Genomic DNA, 14,540 nt, shown 5'->3' on the forward strand with positions numbered 1-14,540 from the left:
AATTAGCGCCTTTCCCTTCCAGTTATGGTACTATTCCGAATAACCCATATAAATGAAATTGATAGAATGTTGCTGCGTTTATATCAGGTACTACTCTACCTCATCCAACCCCTGATCTGGCTCCGCTTACTGCTGCGCAGCCGCAAAGCTCCTGCCTACCGTAAACGCTGGGCGGAACGCTATGGATTCTGCGCCGGGAAAGTCGTGCCAGGCGGCATCATGCTGCATTCCGTCTCCGTCGGTGAAACGCTGGCGGCCATCCCGTTGGTACGGGCACTGCGCCACCGTTACCCTGCTTTGCCGATAACTGTGACCACAATGACTCCAACAGGTTCAGAACGCGTCCAGTCTGCTTTCGGCAAAGACGTGCATCATGTCTATCTGCCCTACGATCTGCCCGGCTCCATGAACCGCTTCCTAGACCAGGTGAATCCCAAGCTGGTGATCATCATGGAAACCGAGCTGTGGCCCAACCTGATCAACGCACTGCATCAGCGGCAGATCCCTTTGGTGATCGCCAATGCTCGCCTGTCGGCCCGCTCCGCCGCCGGCTATAAGAAAATTGGCGGCTTCATGCGCGATATGCTGCGCCGCATTACGCTGATCGCCGCACAAAACCAGGAAGACGGCGATCGGTTTATCGAGCTGGGCCTGAAGCGCTCGCAGCTGGCCGTCACCGGCAGCCTGAAGTTCGATATCTCCGTCACCCCGGAACTGGCCGCCCGCGCCGTTACACTGCGCCGCCAATGGGCCCCGCGCCGTCCGGTGTGGATCGCCACCAGCACCCATGACGGCGAAGAAACCATCCTGCTGGAAGCGCACCGCAAACTGCTGGAAAAACACCCCGATCTGCTGCTGATCCTGGTGCCGCGTCACCCGGAACGCTTCCCGACCGCCAAAGAGCTGGTGCAGAAGGCCGGCTTCAGCTACACCCTGCGCAGCAGCGGCGAAATCCCATCCGGCAGCACCCAGGTGGTGATTGGCGATACCATGGGCGAACTGATGCTACTGTACGGCATCGCCGATCTGGCCTTTGTCGGCGGCAGTCTGGTGGAGCGCGGCGGGCACAACCCGTTGGAAGCCGCCGCGCACGCCATCCCGGTGCTGATGGGCCCGCATACCTTCAACTTCAAAGACATCTGCGCCAAGCTCTCGCAGGCCGAAGGCCTGATCACCGTGACCGACGTGGATTCGTTGGTGAAGGAAGTGGAAACCCTGCTGACCGACGAAGACTACCGCCGCTACTACGGCCGCCATGCGGTGGAAGTGTTGTATCAGAATCAGGGAGCGTTGCAGCGCCTGCTGCAGCTGCTGGAACCGCATCTTCCGCCCCGGAGTCACTGAATGAGCAGCCGCAAAAGCCTGTCGGTGGTGATGATCGCCAAAAACGAAGCCGGGCTGTTGCCGGACTGTCTGCGCTCAGTCGAGTGGGCCGATGAAATCATCGTTCTGGACTCCGGCAGCGAAGACGACAGCGTCGCCGTCGCCGAAAGCCTGGGCGCCAAAGTCTTCACGCACACCGACTGGCAAGGGTTCGGCAAGCAGCGTCAGCTGGCGCAAAGCTACGCCAGCCATGACTACGTTTTGATGATCGACGCCGACGAACGCGTCACGCCCGAGCTGCGGCAATCCATCGAACAGGTGTTGAGCGCGCCGGACGACGCCGCCGTCTACAGCTGTGCGCGGCGCAACCTGTTTCTAGGCCGCTTCATGCGCCACAGCGGCTGGTATCCCGACCGCGTCAACCGCCTGTACGCCAACCAACGCTATCGCTATAACGACGATCTGGTGCACGAATCGCTGAACATCGGCGGCGCCAAAGTGATCCCCCTCAACGGCGATATGTTGCACCTGACCTGTCGCGATTTCTTCGCCTTCCAGCGCAAACAGCTGCGCTACGCCGAAGAGTGGGCCACGCAGCGCCACCGGGCCGGCAAACGTTGCGGCTATCTTTCTATCCTGACCCACACGCTCGGCGCCTTCGTCAAAACCTGGCTGCTGCGCGCCGGCTTCCTGGATGGCAAACAGGGGTTGCTGTTAGCGGTGGTCAACGCGCAATATACCTTCAATAAATATGCCGCATTATGGGCATTGGGCCGCAACTACTCAGAGAAGTGAATCATGACCAGCAAAGCCATCTATCCCGGGACCTTCGATCCCATGACCAACGGCCACCTGGATTTAGTGACGCGCGCGTCACTGATGTTCGATCACGTGATTCTGGCCATCGCCGCCAGCCCGAGCAAAAAACCGCTGTTCAGCCTGGACGAGCGCGTGGCGTTGGCGACGCAGGTCACCTCGCATCTGGATAATGTGGAAGTGCTGGGCTTCAGCGAGCTGATGGCGCACTTTGCCGCTCATCAAAATGCCAATATCCTGGTGCGCGGCCTGCGTGCGGTGTCTGATTTTGAATACGAATTGCAGCTGGCGAACATGAACCGCCATTTGATGCCGACGCTGGAAAGCGTGTTCCTGATGCCTTCCGAAGAGTGGTCGTTCATCTCCTCCTCACTGGTGAAGGAGGTCGCCCGCCACGGCGGCGATATCGCGCCTTTCCTGCCTGATGTGGTCACCCAGGCACTGATGGCGAAGCTCGCCGCCGAGTAATGCTCAGCGCTGGCAGCGGCGGCAAAAGAAGGTGCTGCGCTGCCCGTGCTTGGCGGATTCGATCGGCGTGCCGCACGCGCGGCACGGTTCCCCCGCCCGCCCGTAAACCTGCAGTTCCTGCGCGAAATACCCCGGTTTGCCGTCCGACTGCAAAAAGTCGCGCAATGTCGTGCCACCCTGCTCGATAGAGCGCTGCAACACCGCCTTGATGGTTTTCACCAGCAGTTCCGCTTCGGCTTTGCTCAACGATCCCGCCGGACGATCGGGCAAGATCCCGGCGCTGAACAGCGATTCGCTGGCGTAAATATTGCCGACCCCGACCACCAGCTTGTTATCCATCAGCCACGGTTTAATCAACGTGCGCTTATTGCGTGATTTTTCATACAGGTAGTCGCCGTTGAACGCTTCGCTCAGCGGTTCCGGCCCCAGGTGCGCCAACACGCTGCTGGCCGCCAAATCTTCGCACCACAGCCAAGCACCGAAACGACGCGGATCGGTATAGCGCAGGATCATGCCGTTGCTGATGACCAGATCGACGTGGTCGTGTTTGCCTGCTTCGTCTTCGTTTTCCTCACGCAGCATACGCAGGCTGCCCGACATGCCCAAGTGCACGATAATCCAACCGCGTTCCAGCTCGATCAGCAGGTATTTGGCCCGGCGCTGTACACTAAGCACCGGCTGATCGCTCAGCGTCAGGATCTGTTCGGAAACCGGCCAGCGCAGGCGCGCGTTGCGCACCACCGCATACTGAATGCTGTGGCCAACAAGATAAGGCTCTATACCGCGTCTGCTCGTCTCAACTTCCGGTAATTCAGGCATCTGGCTTCCCCTCCGACGTTTTCTACCCTTTATAAAACAAAAAACCCGGCCAAGGCCGGGTTTTTCATTAATCCACTAAAATTATTTAATTTTAGCTTCTTTGTATACTACGTGCTGACGGACAACTGGATCGAATTTCTTCAGTTCCAATTTTTCCGGCTTAGTACGCTTGTTCTTCGTGGTGGTATAGAAGTGACCAGTACCAGCAGAAGAAACCAGCTTGATCTTCTCGCGAACACCTTTAGCCATGATTCAGTTCCTTAATACTTCTCACCACGGGCACGCAGATCGGCCAGAACCGTCTCAATACCCTTCTTATCGATAACACGCATACCTTTAGCAGATACACGCAGAGTTACAAAGCGCTTCTCAGCCTCAACCCAAAAACGGTGTGAGTGCAGGTTAGGCAGAAAACGGCGTTTGGTCGCGTTCATTGCGTGGGAACGGTTGTTACCGCTCACCGGGCGCTTGCCAGTAACTTGGCAGACTCGGGACATGTCTATTCTCCAAAAATCAAATCAGCTCGAGCTTCGTATAGGGTATGGCTGCCTCGTCAGGCTTTTAGAGCCCATCTCAGCAAACTTCATACTGAGGAGACTCTCGTCATCAGGTAGAAACCACACATCAGGTCAGAAACCTGCTGAGATAGGCTCTTGCGCCAAACCCAAGATTCTCAAAGGTGGCGTAGTATACGCTCTGAAGCGTAAGTGCTCAAGTCCCGAACAGCTAAAGATCCCACAAGGATCGCGAAAAAATCGCTTAAAGCCATCCGCGCTCGGCAAAAGAGACGCATTCACCCCGACCGATCACCAAATGATCAAGCACTCGGATCTCCAATAACCGGCAGGCTTTCACCACCTGTTCCGTTATCAAACGGTCGGCATGACTGGGTTCAGCCTTACCCGAAGGGTGATTATGCGCGAGAATCAGCGCGGCTGCATTAGCCTTCAACGCTTCACGCACAATTTCTCTCGGGTAGACGACGACGCTGCTGATGGTACCAGCAAACATCTCCTGATGGCGAATAACCCGGTGCTGATTGTCTAAAAACAATACCAAAAAGACCTCTCGCTCACGGTGCGCCAGCAGGCTTTGCAGATAATGCTGGGTAACGCGCGGGTTGTGCATGGCGTTTTCCTGCGACAAATGGCTGGAAAAGAAGCGCAGCGCCAACTCGGCAATCGCCTGCAGCTGCGTATAGCTGGCGTCGCCCAGGCCTTTTTGACTGCAAAAAGCCTGATGATCGGCCGACATCAGGTGATAAAGCGAGCCGAACCGGCGCAGCAGCTGCTCAGCCAACTGCATCACGTGCACGCCGGGCAGCCCGGTGCGCAAAAAAATGGCCAACAGCTCTGCGTCGGACAGCGCCGCCGCCCCTTGCATCAACAGCTTTTCGCGCGGCGCCAGCGCGCCCGGCCAGCACGCCACAATCGGGTTGCTCATCGTGTTCCTCCCTGAAAGGGCTACAGCATGCCATGTGCTGCCCGGCGCGTTCGACAGGTGTTTGATAACATTGCGAAGTGTTTCGCAAAGCACAATGTAACGCCCTGCAGCCATTGCGGAATCGCTCACCTGAACGGCGGATATGCTAAAATGGCGCATCTTTCGGCTTTCAATCGGACAATGATGATGACGGGACTTTCCGGCAAACATATTGTGCTTGGCATCAGCGGCGGCATCGCCGCCTACAAATGCCCAGAGCTGGTGCGCCGCCTGCGCGACAGGGGCGCAGAAGTGCGCGTGGTGATGACCCACGCCGCCAAGGCGTTCATTACACCGCTGACGCTGCAGGCCGTTTCCGGCTATCAGGTATCCGACGATCTGTTGGATCCCGCCGCCGAAGCCGCCATGGGCCACATCGAACTCGGCAAATGGGCAGATCTGGTGGTCCTGGCACCGGCGACCGCCGATCTGCTGGCGCGCGTCGCCGCCGGCATGGCCAACGATCTACTGACCACCGTTTGCCTGGCGACCGATGCTCCCATCGCCGCCGCGCCCGCCATGAACCAGCAGATGTATCGCGCCGCCGCCACGCAGGCCAACCTGCAAACGCTGCTGGCGCGCGGCATGCTGCTCTGGGGGCCTGATAGCGGCAGCCAAGCCTGCGGTGACGTCGGACCGGGCCGCATGTTGGATCCGCTGGACATCGTCGACCTGGCGAACGCGCATTTCTCCGCCCCGCAGGATCTGCAACATTTGCAGGTTATGATCACCGCCGGCCCGACGCGTGAAGCGTTGGATCCGGTGCGTTTCATCAGCAATCACAGCTCCGGCAAAATGGGTTTCGCGATTGCCCGCGCCGCCGCCGCCCGCGGCGCACAGGTGACGCTGATCGCCGGGCCGGTCAGCCTGCCGACGCCGCCATCGGTCACCCGAGTGGACGTCACCAGTGCGCTGGAGATGGAGCAAGCGGTGCAACAGCGCGCCGCGCAACAGCAGATTTTCATCTCCTGCGCCGCCGTGGCCGACTACCGACCCGAACAGATCGCCGATGAAAAAATTAAAAAACAGGGTGATGAAATCGTCCTCAAGATGGTAAAAAACCCCGATATCGTCGCCGGCGTGGCGGCGATGACCAAAAATCGACCGTTTGTCGTGGGGTTTGCCGCCGAAACCCAGAATGTGGAAGAATACGCGCGGCAAAAACTGGCGCGTAAGAAGCTGGATTTGATTTGCGCTAACGATGTATCGCTTGCAGAGCACGGGTTCAACAGTGATACCAATGCCCTGCATCTTTTTTGGCAGGATGGAGAAAAACGCCTGGCGCTGAGCGACAAGGCACTCCTTGGCCAACGTTTAATAGACGAGATAGTCAGCCGTTATGATGAAAAAAATCGACGTTAAGATCCTCGACCCACGTATCGGTCAGGATTTCCCGCTACCGACCTACGCCACTCCGGGTTCTGCTGGTCTCGACCTGCGCGCCTGCCTGGACAGCGCGGTGGAGCTGGCGCCGGGTGAAACCACGCTGCTGCCTACCGGCCTCGCGATCCACATCGCCGACGCCAGCCTGGCAGCGGTGATCCTGCCGCGCTCAGGCCTGGGCCATAAGCACGGCGTCGTGCTGGGTAACCTGGTCGGCCTGATCGACTCCGATTATCAGGGCCAGCTGATGGTGTCCGTTTGGAACCGCGGCCAGAAGTCCTTCACCATCGAGCCGGGCGAACGCATCGCGCAGATGGTCTTCGTGCCGGTGGTGCAGGCCGAATTCAACCTGGTGGAAGAGTTCGACGGCAGCGAACGCGGCGAAGGTGGCTTCGGCCACTCGGGGCGCCATTAAGCGCCACCCAATGCACGATGGCCGGCAGGGAAACGTCGCCTGAACCTTGCCTTTCCGGGGAGAAGGACATCTCTGCGGCAAGGCTTTACCGCGACAATTGCAGCGCACACCAGGCAGCGCGGAAAAAGGCCGTTAAGGCCGCTGACCCCAGCATCGTAAAAAAGCTATCACATAAGCCGCACAGAGCCTGCTCTGCAGCGGCCGGTGCGCGGGTTTCCGTCAGTTAAGTTTTAGCAAGGGTCTAATCAGACATGGCAGAAAAAGAAAATACGAAAAGGAATCGGCGCGAGGAAATATTGCAGGCATTAGCCCAGATGCTGGAATCCAGCGACGGCAGCCAACGCATCACCACCGCCAAGCTCGCTGCGAACGTGGGTGTTTCTGAAGCTGCGCTGTACCGGCATTTCCCCAGCAAGACACGGATGTTCGACAGTCTGATCGAGTTTATCGAAGACAGCCTGATCACCCGCATCAACCTGATCTTGCAGGACGAGAAAGAGACGTTTAACCGCCTGCGCCTGATTTTACTGCTGATTCTGGGCTTTGCGGAACGCAACCCGGGGCTGACGCGCATCATGACCGGCCACGCGCTGATGTTTGAACAGGATCGCCTGCAGGGCCGCATCAACCAGCTGTTCGAACGCATCGAGGCTCAGCTGCGCCAGGTGCTGAAAGAGCGCAAATTGCGCGAAGGCAAAGGCTTCATCGTCGATGAAACGCTGTTGGCCAGCCAGCTGCTGGCCTTCTGCGAGGGCATGTTGTCGCGCTATGTGCGTTCGGAGTTCCGCTATCGCCCAACGCAGGAATTCGACGCCCGCTGGCCGCTGTTGGCGGCGCAGTTGCAATAAAGATAACGCCGGGCATGCCCGGCGTTTTTATTTATACCCCGTACTGCTCGCGGTAAGCGCGCACCGCCGCCAGATGGTCCGCCATTTCCGGCTTCTCTTCCAGATAAGCGATCAGGTCCTTCAGCGTCACGATCGAGATCACCTTGCAGTGATAGTCGCGTTCCACTTCCTGAATGGCGGAGATATCCGCACGGCCGCGTTCCTGGCGATCGAGGGAGATCAACACGCCCGCCAGCGAAGCGCCGCTGGCGCCGATGATTTCCATCGACTCGCGGATCGCGGTACCGGCGGTGATAACATCATCCACCAACATCACGCGCCCCTGCAGCGGGCTGCCCACCAGCGAACCGCCTTCGCCATGAGTCTTGGCTTCCTTGCGGTTGAAGCAGTAAGGCACGTCGCGCTCATGGTGTTCCGCCAGCGCCACCGCCGTGGTGGTGGCGATAGGAATGCCTTTATAGGCCGGGCCAAACAGCAGGTCGAAATCGATGCCGGAATCCATCAGGGCCTCGGCGTAGAAGCGCCCCAACAGCGCAAGATCGCGCCCGGTATTAAACAGGCCGGCGTTGAAGAAATACGGGCTGGTACGGCCGGATTTCAGGGTGAACTCGCCGAATTTCAATACCTGCTTGTTAAGCGCGAACTCGATAAACTGGCGCTGATAGGCTTTCATTACTGCTTCTCCTCGTCTGAATCTGTTTGGATCTTGTCATTACTGCCGCCCGATCGCCGGGCATAAAAAAGGCGACTTCTCAGTCGCCTTAAAAAATCAGTCCGCCAGCGCCGCTTTCTGCGCCTGGAAGATGGTTTCGATGCCCCCTCGGGCCAGCGCCAATAGCGCCAACAGCTCATCGTGGCTGAACGGCTCGCCTTCGGCGGTGCCCTGCACTTCAATCATACGGCCGTCTTCCATCATCACCACGTTCATGTCGGTTTCCGCCGCTGAATCTTCCACATACTCCAGATCGCACAGCGCTTCGCCATTGACGATGCCGACTGAAACCGCCGCCACCATGCCCTTCATCGGGTTGGCTTTCAGCTTGCCGTTGGCCACCAGCGTGTTCAGCGCATCGGCCAGCGCCACACAGGCGCCGGAGATGGAGGCGGTGCGGGTACCGCCATCGGCCTGCAGTACGTCGCAGTCGAGGGTGATGGTGAACTCACCGAGCTTTTTCAGATCCACCGCGGCACGCAGCGAGCGCGCGATCAGGCGCTGGATCTCCAGCGTGCGGCCACCCTGTTTGCCTTTGGCGGCTTCACGGGCGTTGCGGCTGTGGGTGGAGCGCGGCAGCATGCCATACTCGGCGGTGATCCAACCTTGCCCCTGGCCTTTCAGGAAGCGCGGAACGCCTTCTTCTACCGTGGCGGTGCACAAGACTTTGGTATCGCCAAACTCAACCAGCACTGAACCTTCAGCGTGTTTGGTATAGTGACGGGTCAGTGTCAGGGGGCGAACTTGCTGTGGTGCTCTGCCTGCAGGACGCATGGGCTCTCTCCGGCTTCAAATCAACTATTGGCTGCGCATTATACGGGCTTCGTGACGTAATGCCTATCCTGCCCGCAGCCGCGACGCTATAATCGCCCCATCTTTTCCTATTACGGGTACGCATCAATGATCCGCAGCATGACCGCCTACGCCCGGCGTGAAATCAAGGGTGAATGGGGCAGCGCAGCCTGGGAGCTGCGTTCCGTTAACCAGCGCTACTTAGAAACCTACATCCGCTTGCCGGAACAATTCCGCAGCCTGGAGCCGGTGATCCGTGAACGTATCCGTGGCCGCCTGACCCGCGGCAAAGTCGAATGCAACCTGCGTTTCGAACTGGATCCAAGCGCGCAAAGCTCGCTGATCCTGAACGAAAAACTGGCCAAACAGCTGGTTGAAGCCGCCAACTGGGTGAAAATGCAGAGCGACGAAGGGGAAATCAACCCGATCGACGTACTGCGCTGGCCGGGCGTAATGTCCGCACAGGAGCAGGATCTGGACGCCATCAGCGCCGAGCTGATGCAGGCGCTGGACGGCGCGCTGGATGACTTCATCGTCGCACGCGAAAGCGAAGGCGCCGCGCTGAAAACGCTGATCGAACAGCGCCTCGACGGCGTCAGCGCCGAAGTGGTCAAAGTGCGCGCCCAGATGCCGAACATCTTGCAATGGCAGCGCGAACGCCTGGTCAGCAAGCTGGAAGAAGCCCAGGTACAGCTGGAAAACACCCGCCTGGAACAGGAGCTGGTGCTGATGGCGCAGCGCATCGACGTCGCCGAAGAGCTGGACCGCCTGGAAGCGCACGTGAAAGAGACGCACAACATCCTGAAGAAGAAAGAAGCCGTCGGCCGCCGCCTCGACTTTATGATGCAGGAGTTCAATCGCGAATCGAACACCCTGGCCTCCAAGTCGATCAATGCCGACGTCACCGCTTCCGCTATCGAGCTGAAAGTGCTGATCGAGCAAATGCGCGAGCAGATCCAGAATATCGAGTGATCGTGCCCCACACGCCATCAAGCCCGCGCCATGCGGGCTTTTTTATGGCTGCAGATCAGCGATGGGCAGCCACCTGCTCCTCACCGATCAGCCCCATTTTCTGCAACTGCACCGCAATGCTCCAGGTTGAGCACTCGAACTCATCGCTCAGCGCTTCCAGCGTCGCCCCGGACGCATGGCTCTCGCGCAGCCGCTGCTTTTCCTCTTCCGGCCAGGGGAAGTAGGCATTGGCCCGCCCCCCCTCGGCCTGATCCTTCTGCCGCTTCTCTTCCAGCGTCAGCCTGGCTTTTTTCTGCAGTTCGGATTCACAGTCAAACTCGTTGGCCAACGCGAACAGCAGGCGGATAGCCTCCGGCGCGCAGGCCGCCGAAGCCGGTCTCAACAGCTCGCCGGTATCGGGATTAACCCCGTTGGCCAACGCTCTAAGCAACATGCCGGTATTCATCGTTCGCCTCCTTATCCAAGAGAATGCACGCCGGTCATGGCGCCTTGTTCAGGCATTTTTCGCTGCCTGCGTCGAAAAAACCACGCTTTAAGCGATGAAAAAGCGCCGATTGCGAGTCAGATTCCAGGCGCTTGCACGCGAGTGACGGCGATTGCATCAGGTTGCGAGGCGGCAGGCTTCTGGGGAGACGGTTCATCGGGGAGCTTATGAAAAACTGTCGGACAGCACGTGTGGGTGACATTCGGCAAGATATACCGCATGCCATAAGTATTTTGTTCTAATTATCACGCAAGGTAATGAAAGGACGGCGATGCTGTGGCTAAATGTGTTTTTTTCCTGCCCGTGAACCGTACGGACCGTTTATGCCACAAATTCTGCAATTTATTATGGCTCTGGTGGTGATCATCGCCCTGGCGCTGCTGGTCAGCAATAATCGCAAGAAAATCCGCCTACGCTATATCATCCAGCTGCTGGTGATCGAAGGCGCGCTGGCCTACTTCTTCCTGCACTCCGCCAGCGGGCTCGGCGTGATCAAACACGTCGCCGGCTTCTTCGACACCCTGCTCGCCTACGCCGCCCAAGGATCGGAGTTCGTATTCGGCGGCATGAGCAAGGATGGCCTGGCCTTTATCTTCCTCGGCGTTTTATGCCCTATCATCTTTATTTCCGCTCTGATCGGCATTTTGCAACACTTCCGCATCCTGCCGCTGATCATCCGCCTGGTCGGCACCCTGCTGTCCAAGGTCAACGGCATGGGCAAGCTGGAGTCGTTCAACGCCGTCAGCACGCTGGTGCTGGGGCAATCGGAGAACTTTATCGCCTACAAGGGCATCATCGGCGATATCTCGCCGCGCCGCATGTACACCATGGCCGCGACCGCCATGTCGACGGTATCGCTTTCCATCGTCGGCGCCTACATGTCGATGATCGATGCGCAGTACGTGGTGGCGGCATTGATCCTTAATATGTTCAGCACCTTTATCATCCTGTCGATCATCAACCCTTATCAGGTCGAAGACGAGCCGGAGCTGAAACTGAACAAACTGCACGAAGATCAGAGCTTCTTCGAAATGCTGGGCGAGTACATTCTGGCCGGCTTCAAGATTGCGATGATCATCGCGGCCATGCTGATCGGTTTTATCGCGCTGATCTCCGCCGTCAATGCGCTGTTCTCTGCGGTGCTCGGCATCAGCTTCCAGCAGATCCTCGGCTATGTGTTCTATCCGCTGGCCTGGCTGATCGGCATTCCGGCGGAAGAGGCCCTGAAAGCGGGCAGCATCATGGCGACCAAACTGGTGGCCAACGAATTCGTGGCGATGATTGAGCTGAAGAAAATCGCGGCGGAGCTGTCGCCGCGCGGGCTGGGCATTCTATCGGTCTTCTTGGTGTCGTTCGCCAACTTCGCCTCCATCGGCATCGTCGCCGGCGCCATCAAGGGACTGAACGAGCAGCAAGGCAATGTGGTTTCCCGTTTTGGCCTGAAGCTGGTTTACGGTTCGACGCTGGTGAGCCTGCTGTCGGCGGCCGTCGCCGGCCTGGTGCTGTAATCCTCCCCCCGGCCGCATGGCCGGGGGTTCGCTTTAAAACGCCACGCACACCGGCGCATCCACCCGCATCACCGAATCCTGCGCAAACTGTTGCTTATAGCCGCTGCGCAGCGCCTCGATATTCGCCTCGCTCTCTTTGCCCGGCGCATGAATCAACAACAGCGCCTTGCTGTTCTCGCGCGCCAGCTTGCCGTCGTGGCCCAGCCACTGCCCTTTGGCATCAAAGACCGTCAACCCATCTTTAAAACGCGGCGTCACCTGGCTATCGACGAAGGTTTGCCACTCGGCGGCGGTGATCGCCGGCCCTGCCGGGCGATTCAGGCCGAAGTAGAGCGTTGTTTGCATCATCGGATCGCCGGTGCGACAAGCCGGGGCGGGTGAAACAGCCTGGTGGCCCGGCGCCACGCAGCCGCTCAGCAACAGGGCAACCACCAAGGTGCCGGCGGCCAGCTTCGGGGAGTTATTCATCTGCAATCTCAGTTTCTCGGTTGAAGGATTCGCTGCAAAAAGCATAGTCAGCGATGGAAATCAGCGCGAAATTTCTAATGCTTTCATTAACACCAAGATGTTAATAAAGGCTGGTTATCGGCAATAAAAACACATTTTGGATTAGTCACATTAATCCGAAACGTTATCGGTGAAAAAAACTCAGTAGCGCACATTATCGGCGGCGATTACCCTGCCGGCCATCATTCTGACGCAAGTACGCTGTGAACCCCTTATGTTACTGAGCATCCTTTATATCATCGGCATCACCGCCGAAGCCATGACCGGCGCGCTGGCGGCCGGCCGCCGCCAAATGGACATGTTCGGCGTGATCATTATCGCCTCGGTCACGGCGATCGGCGGCGGGTCGGTGCGCGATATGCTGCTCGGGCATTTCCCGCTGGGTTGGGTCAAGCACCCGGAATACATTGTCATCGTCGCGATAGCGGCGATCGTCACCACCTGGGTGGCCCCTTTGATGCGCCATCTGCGCCGCCTGTTCCTGGTGCTCGACGCCGTCGGCCTGATCGTCTTCTCCATCATCGGCGCCCAAGTGGCGCTGGACATGGGGCACAGCGCGATTATCGCCGCCATCGCCGCGGTGATCACCGGCGTTTTCGGCGGGGTACTGCGCGATATGTTCTGTAACCGTATCCCGCTGGTTTTCCAGAAAGAGATCTATGCCGGCATCTCCTTCAGCGCCGCCTGGCTGTATATCGGCCTGCAGCACCTCAGCCTGCCGCACAATCTGGTGGTAATCCTCACCCTGGTCGCCGGCCTGAGCGCGCGTCTTATCGCCCTGCGCTTCCGCCTCGGCCTGCCGGTGTTTAACTACCAACATCCGGATCACTGATCTCGGAGCCGCAACGCGCCGCCGCCGAGGCCAAAACTTCAGAAATGTTGCCCTTCGACGCGCAAATTCGCTCATTCGCCGCTTTTTCCGCGCAAAGCGGCGGGCAAAATGCGAGCTAACGCTGCACCCGGCGCGTTAGCCGTGTATACTGTGCGGAGAAAATACACATCCGCTGTTATTGGCATATCAACCGTTATCAACGAACATCATCATGGCTCAAGGCACGCTTTATATTGTCTCTGCTCCCAGTGGCGCAGGTAAATCAAGTCTGATTCAGGCTTTGTTAAAGACGCAACCGCTGTACGACACGCAGGTTTCGGTTTCGCACACCACGCGCGACAGCCGCCCGGGTGAAAATCACGGCGAACACTATTTCTTCGTCTCGAAAGACGAATTCCGCCGGATGATCGAGCAGGACGCGTTTCTTGAGCACGCCGAAGTGTTCGGCAACTATTACGGCACCTCGCGCGCCGCCATCGAGCAAGTGTTGGCGACCGGCGTAGATGTGTTTCTGGATATCGACTGGCAGGGCGCACAGCAAATCCGCGCCAAAATGCCGCAGGCGCGCAGCATCTTCATTCTGCCGCCGTCGAAGGAAGAACTGGGCCGCCGCCTGCGCGGGCGCGGGCAGGACTCCGAAGAGGTGATCGCCAAGCGCATGGCTCAGGCCGTGGCGGAAATGACGCATTACGCGGAGTACGATTACCTGATCGTGAACGATGATTTCGATCTGGCGCTGTCCGATCTGAAGACCATCATTCGCGCCGAACGCCTGCGTTTGGGCCGCCAGTTGCTGCGGCATGACGCTTTAATCAGCAAACTATTGGCAGACTGAAGGCAGTTTCAGTATCATGCCCAGTCTTTTCGTCACCTGTGGAGTAGCACAAATATGGCACGCGTAACTGTTCAAGACGCTGTAGAGAAAATTGGTAACCGTTTTGACCTGGTGTTGGTCGCTGCTCGTCGGGCGCGTCAGATCCAGACCGGCGGCAAAGATGCACTGGTTCCGGAAGAGAACGACAAGTACACCGTTATCGCCCTGCGCGAAATCGAAGAAGGCCTGATCACCAGCCAGATCCTCGACGTGCGTGAGCGCCAGGAGCAGCAAGAGCAGGAAGCCGCAGAGATTCAAGCGGTTACCGCGATTGCTGAAGGTCGTCGTTAATTAGACTGCGAGTC

Annotated in this window: 19 protein-coding genes; 11 read left to right on the plus strand and 8 right to left on the minus strand. The window is 58.4% G+C overall.

Features of this window, described 5'->3' with window-relative positions; genetic code table 11:
- The first annotated feature begins 66 nt into the window (after nucleotides 1-66).
- The 3 genes from waaA to coaD are packed head-to-tail and all read left to right on the plus strand — an operon-like array spanning nucleotide 67 to nucleotide 2,607.
- A complete protein-coding gene (waaA, locus tag EGY12_RS07015) occupies nucleotides 67-1,344 on the plus strand; it encodes a lipid IV(A) 3-deoxy-D-manno-octulosonic acid transferase (RefSeq protein ID WP_025304695.1) in 1,278 nt (425 codons plus the stop codon).
- The gene (locus EGY12_RS07020; RefSeq protein ID WP_123892987.1) at nucleotides 1,345-2,118 is read left to right on the plus strand and encodes a glycosyltransferase family 2 protein; all 774 of its coding nucleotides are present in this window, start codon (nucleotides 1,345-1,347) and stop codon (nucleotides 2,116-2,118) included. It abuts the gene before it with no gap.
- Between the two features lie 3 nt (nucleotides 2,119-2,121).
- Complete coding sequence (coaD, locus tag EGY12_RS07025) at nucleotides 2,122-2,607, plus strand: pantetheine-phosphate adenylyltransferase (protein ID WP_004931181.1); 486 nt, start codon at nucleotides 2,122-2,124, stop codon at nucleotides 2,605-2,607.
- A gap of 3 nt (nucleotides 2,608-2,610) precedes the next feature.
- On the opposite strand, the gene mutM is transcribed toward coaD, so the two are convergent.
- The 4 genes from mutM to radC form a co-directional block, all read right to left on the minus strand.
- Nucleotides 2,611-3,426, minus strand: coding sequence for a bifunctional DNA-formamidopyrimidine glycosylase/DNA-(apurinic or apyrimidinic site) lyase (gene mutM / locus EGY12_RS07030; protein ID WP_123892988.1), 816 nt, complete (start codon nucleotides 3,424-3,426; stop codon nucleotides 2,611-2,613).
- Between the two features lie 81 nt (nucleotides 3,427-3,507).
- Complete coding sequence (gene rpmG / locus EGY12_RS07035; RefSeq protein WP_002442576.1) at nucleotides 3,508-3,675, minus strand: 50S ribosomal protein L33; 168 nt, start codon at nucleotides 3,673-3,675, stop codon at nucleotides 3,508-3,510.
- An 11-nt stretch (nucleotides 3,676-3,686) separates the two neighbouring features.
- Nucleotides 3,687-3,923 carry a 50S ribosomal protein L28 gene (rpmB, locus tag EGY12_RS07040; protein ID WP_004931195.1) on the minus strand — a complete coding sequence of 79 codons (237 nt, stop codon included), beginning with the start codon at nucleotides 3,921-3,923 and terminating at the stop codon, nucleotides 3,687-3,689.
- 262 nt (nucleotides 3,924-4,185) lie between these two features.
- Nucleotides 4,186-4,869 carry a DNA repair protein RadC gene (radC, locus tag EGY12_RS07045; RefSeq protein WP_123895567.1) on the minus strand — a complete coding sequence of 228 codons (684 nt, stop codon included), beginning with the start codon at nucleotides 4,867-4,869 and terminating at the stop codon, nucleotides 4,186-4,188.
- Nucleotides 4,870-5,052: 183 nt separating this feature from the next.
- Between radC and coaBC the strand changes: the two genes are divergently transcribed.
- The 3 genes from coaBC (at nucleotide 5,053) to slmA (ending at nucleotide 7,554) form a co-directional block, all read left to right on the plus strand.
- On the plus strand, nucleotides 5,053-6,270 hold the full coding sequence (gene coaBC, locus EGY12_RS07050) for a bifunctional phosphopantothenoylcysteine decarboxylase/phosphopantothenate--cysteine ligase CoaBC (protein WP_172962906.1): 1,218 nt from the start codon (nucleotides 5,053-5,055) through the stop codon (nucleotides 6,268-6,270).
- Nucleotides 6,248-6,706, plus strand: coding sequence for a dUTP diphosphatase (gene dut, locus EGY12_RS07055; RefSeq protein WP_172962907.1), 459 nt, complete (start codon nucleotides 6,248-6,250; stop codon nucleotides 6,704-6,706). Before coaBC ends, dut begins: the two co-directional genes overlap by 23 nt.
- 251 nt (nucleotides 6,707-6,957) lie before the next feature.
- Nucleotides 6,958-7,554: a nucleoid occlusion factor SlmA gene (gene slmA, locus EGY12_RS07060; RefSeq protein WP_025304700.1), complete on the plus strand. Its 597-nt coding sequence runs from the start codon at nucleotides 6,958-6,960 to the stop codon at nucleotides 7,552-7,554.
- A 31-nt stretch (nucleotides 7,555-7,585) separates the two neighbouring features.
- Here the strand turns inward: slmA and pyrE are convergent, their stop codons facing one another.
- Both pyrE and rph read right to left on the minus strand, forming a co-directional pair.
- Nucleotides 7,586-8,227, minus strand: a complete 642-nt coding sequence (gene pyrE, locus EGY12_RS07065; RefSeq protein WP_004931204.1) for an orotate phosphoribosyltransferase — start codon at nucleotides 8,225-8,227, stop codon at nucleotides 7,586-7,588.
- Between the two features lie 96 nt (nucleotides 8,228-8,323).
- Nucleotides 8,324-9,040 carry a ribonuclease PH gene (rph, locus tag EGY12_RS07070; RefSeq protein ID WP_025160305.1) on the minus strand — a complete coding sequence of 239 codons (717 nt, stop codon included), beginning with the start codon at nucleotides 9,038-9,040 and terminating at the stop codon, nucleotides 8,324-8,326.
- Nucleotides 9,041-9,166: 126 nt separating this feature from the next.
- On the opposite strand from rph, the gene EGY12_RS07075 reads away from it, so the two are divergent.
- Nucleotides 9,167-10,030 (plus strand): YicC/YloC family endoribonuclease, encoded by an 864-nt coding sequence (locus tag EGY12_RS07075; protein ID WP_015379441.1) that lies wholly within the window; start codon nucleotides 9,167-9,169, stop codon nucleotides 10,028-10,030.
- A 55-nt stretch (nucleotides 10,031-10,085) separates the two neighbouring features.
- Here the strand turns inward: EGY12_RS07075 and EGY12_RS07080 are convergent, their stop codons facing one another.
- Nucleotides 10,086-10,475 (minus strand): hypothetical protein, encoded by a 390-nt coding sequence (locus tag EGY12_RS07080; RefSeq protein ID WP_123892990.1) that lies wholly within the window; start codon nucleotides 10,473-10,475, stop codon nucleotides 10,086-10,088.
- Between the two features lie 362 nt (nucleotides 10,476-10,837).
- Here EGY12_RS07080 and EGY12_RS07085 point away from each other — a divergent pair, with 362 nt between their 5' ends.
- Nucleotides 10,838-12,022, plus strand: coding sequence for a NupC/NupG family nucleoside CNT transporter (locus EGY12_RS07085; RefSeq protein ID WP_123892991.1), 1,185 nt, complete (start codon nucleotides 10,838-10,840; stop codon nucleotides 12,020-12,022).
- A gap of 33 nt (nucleotides 12,023-12,055) precedes the next feature.
- On the opposite strand, the gene EGY12_RS07090 is transcribed toward EGY12_RS07085, so the two are convergent.
- Complete coding sequence (locus tag EGY12_RS07090) at nucleotides 12,056-12,490, minus strand: DUF3574 domain-containing protein (protein WP_123892992.1); 435 nt, start codon at nucleotides 12,488-12,490, stop codon at nucleotides 12,056-12,058.
- A 253-nt stretch (nucleotides 12,491-12,743) separates the two neighbouring features.
- Between EGY12_RS07090 and EGY12_RS07095 the strand changes: the two genes are divergently transcribed.
- The 3 genes from EGY12_RS07095 (at nucleotide 12,744) to rpoZ (ending at nucleotide 14,526) form a co-directional block, all read left to right on the plus strand.
- The gene (locus tag EGY12_RS07095) at nucleotides 12,744-13,361 is read left to right on the plus strand and encodes a trimeric intracellular cation channel family protein (RefSeq protein ID WP_025304704.1); all 618 of its coding nucleotides are present in this window, start codon (nucleotides 12,744-12,746) and stop codon (nucleotides 13,359-13,361) included.
- A 211-nt stretch (nucleotides 13,362-13,572) separates the two neighbouring features.
- Nucleotides 13,573-14,196: a guanylate kinase gene (gene gmk / locus EGY12_RS07100; protein ID WP_004931218.1), complete on the plus strand. Its 624-nt coding sequence runs from the start codon at nucleotides 13,573-13,575 to the stop codon at nucleotides 14,194-14,196.
- Nucleotides 14,197-14,250: 54 nt separating this feature from the next.
- Nucleotides 14,251-14,526: a DNA-directed RNA polymerase subunit omega gene (gene rpoZ / locus EGY12_RS07105; protein ID WP_004931221.1), complete on the plus strand. Its 276-nt coding sequence runs from the start codon at nucleotides 14,251-14,253 to the stop codon at nucleotides 14,524-14,526.
- The last annotated feature ends 14 nt before the right edge of the window (nucleotides 14,527-14,540 follow it).

It is taken from the genome of Serratia sp. FDAARGOS_506 (assembly GCF_003812745.1).
In the GTDB taxonomy this organism is placed as follows: domain Bacteria; phylum Pseudomonadota; class Gammaproteobacteria; order Enterobacterales; family Enterobacteriaceae; genus Serratia.

What these genes read in the sequence shown, in the direction of transcription:
- waaA (WP_025304695.1), top strand. Translation starts at nt 67, where the DNA reads ATGTTGCTGCGTTTATATCAGGTACTACTCTACCTCATCCAACCCCTG.
- EGY12_RS07020 (WP_123892987.1), top strand. Translation starts at nt 1,345, where the DNA reads ATGAGCAGCCGCAAAAGCCTGTCGGTGGTGATGATCGCCAAAAACGAA.
- coaD (WP_004931181.1), top strand. Translation starts at nt 2,122, where the DNA reads ATGACCAGCAAAGCCATCTATCCCGGGACCTTCGATCCCATGACCAAC.
- mutM (WP_123892988.1), bottom strand. Translation starts at nt 3,426, where the DNA reads ATGCCTGAATTACCGGAAGTTGAGACGAGCAGACGCGGTATAGAGCCT.
- rpmG (WP_002442576.1), bottom strand. Translation starts at nt 3,675, where the DNA reads ATGGCTAAAGGTGTTCGCGAGAAGATCAAGCTGGTTTCTTCTGCTGGT.
- rpmB (WP_004931195.1), bottom strand. Translation starts at nt 3,923, where the DNA reads ATGTCCCGAGTCTGCCAAGTTACTGGCAAGCGCCCGGTGAGCGGTAAC.
- radC (WP_123895567.1), bottom strand. Translation starts at nt 4,869, where the DNA reads ATGAGCAACCCGATTGTGGCGTGCTGGCCGGGCGCGCTGGCGCCGCGC.
- coaBC (WP_172962906.1), top strand. Translation starts at nt 5,053, where the DNA reads ATGATGACGGGACTTTCCGGCAAACATATTGTGCTTGGCATCAGCGGC.
- dut (WP_172962907.1), top strand. Translation starts at nt 6,248, where the DNA reads ATGATGAAAAAAATCGACGTTAAGATCCTCGACCCACGTATCGGTCAG.
- slmA (WP_025304700.1), top strand. Translation starts at nt 6,958, where the DNA reads ATGGCAGAAAAAGAAAATACGAAAAGGAATCGGCGCGAGGAAATATTG.
- pyrE (WP_004931204.1), bottom strand. Translation starts at nt 8,227, where the DNA reads ATGAAAGCCTATCAGCGCCAGTTTATCGAGTTCGCGCTTAACAAGCAG.
- rph (WP_025160305.1), bottom strand. Translation starts at nt 9,040, where the DNA reads ATGCGTCCTGCAGGCAGAGCACCACAGCAAGTTCGCCCCCTGACACTG.
- EGY12_RS07075 (WP_015379441.1), top strand. Translation starts at nt 9,167, where the DNA reads ATGATCCGCAGCATGACCGCCTACGCCCGGCGTGAAATCAAGGGTGAA.
- EGY12_RS07080 (WP_123892990.1), bottom strand. Translation starts at nt 10,475, where the DNA reads ATGAATACCGGCATGTTGCTTAGAGCGTTGGCCAACGGGGTTAATCCC.
- EGY12_RS07085 (WP_123892991.1), top strand. Translation starts at nt 10,838, where the DNA reads ATGCCACAAATTCTGCAATTTATTATGGCTCTGGTGGTGATCATCGCC.
- EGY12_RS07090 (WP_123892992.1), bottom strand. Translation starts at nt 12,490, where the DNA reads ATGAATAACTCCCCGAAGCTGGCCGCCGGCACCTTGGTGGTTGCCCTG.
- EGY12_RS07095 (WP_025304704.1), top strand. Translation starts at nt 12,744, where the DNA reads ATGTTACTGAGCATCCTTTATATCATCGGCATCACCGCCGAAGCCATG.
- gmk (WP_004931218.1), top strand. Translation starts at nt 13,573, where the DNA reads ATGGCTCAAGGCACGCTTTATATTGTCTCTGCTCCCAGTGGCGCAGGT.
- rpoZ (WP_004931221.1), top strand. Translation starts at nt 14,251, where the DNA reads ATGGCACGCGTAACTGTTCAAGACGCTGTAGAGAAAATTGGTAACCGT.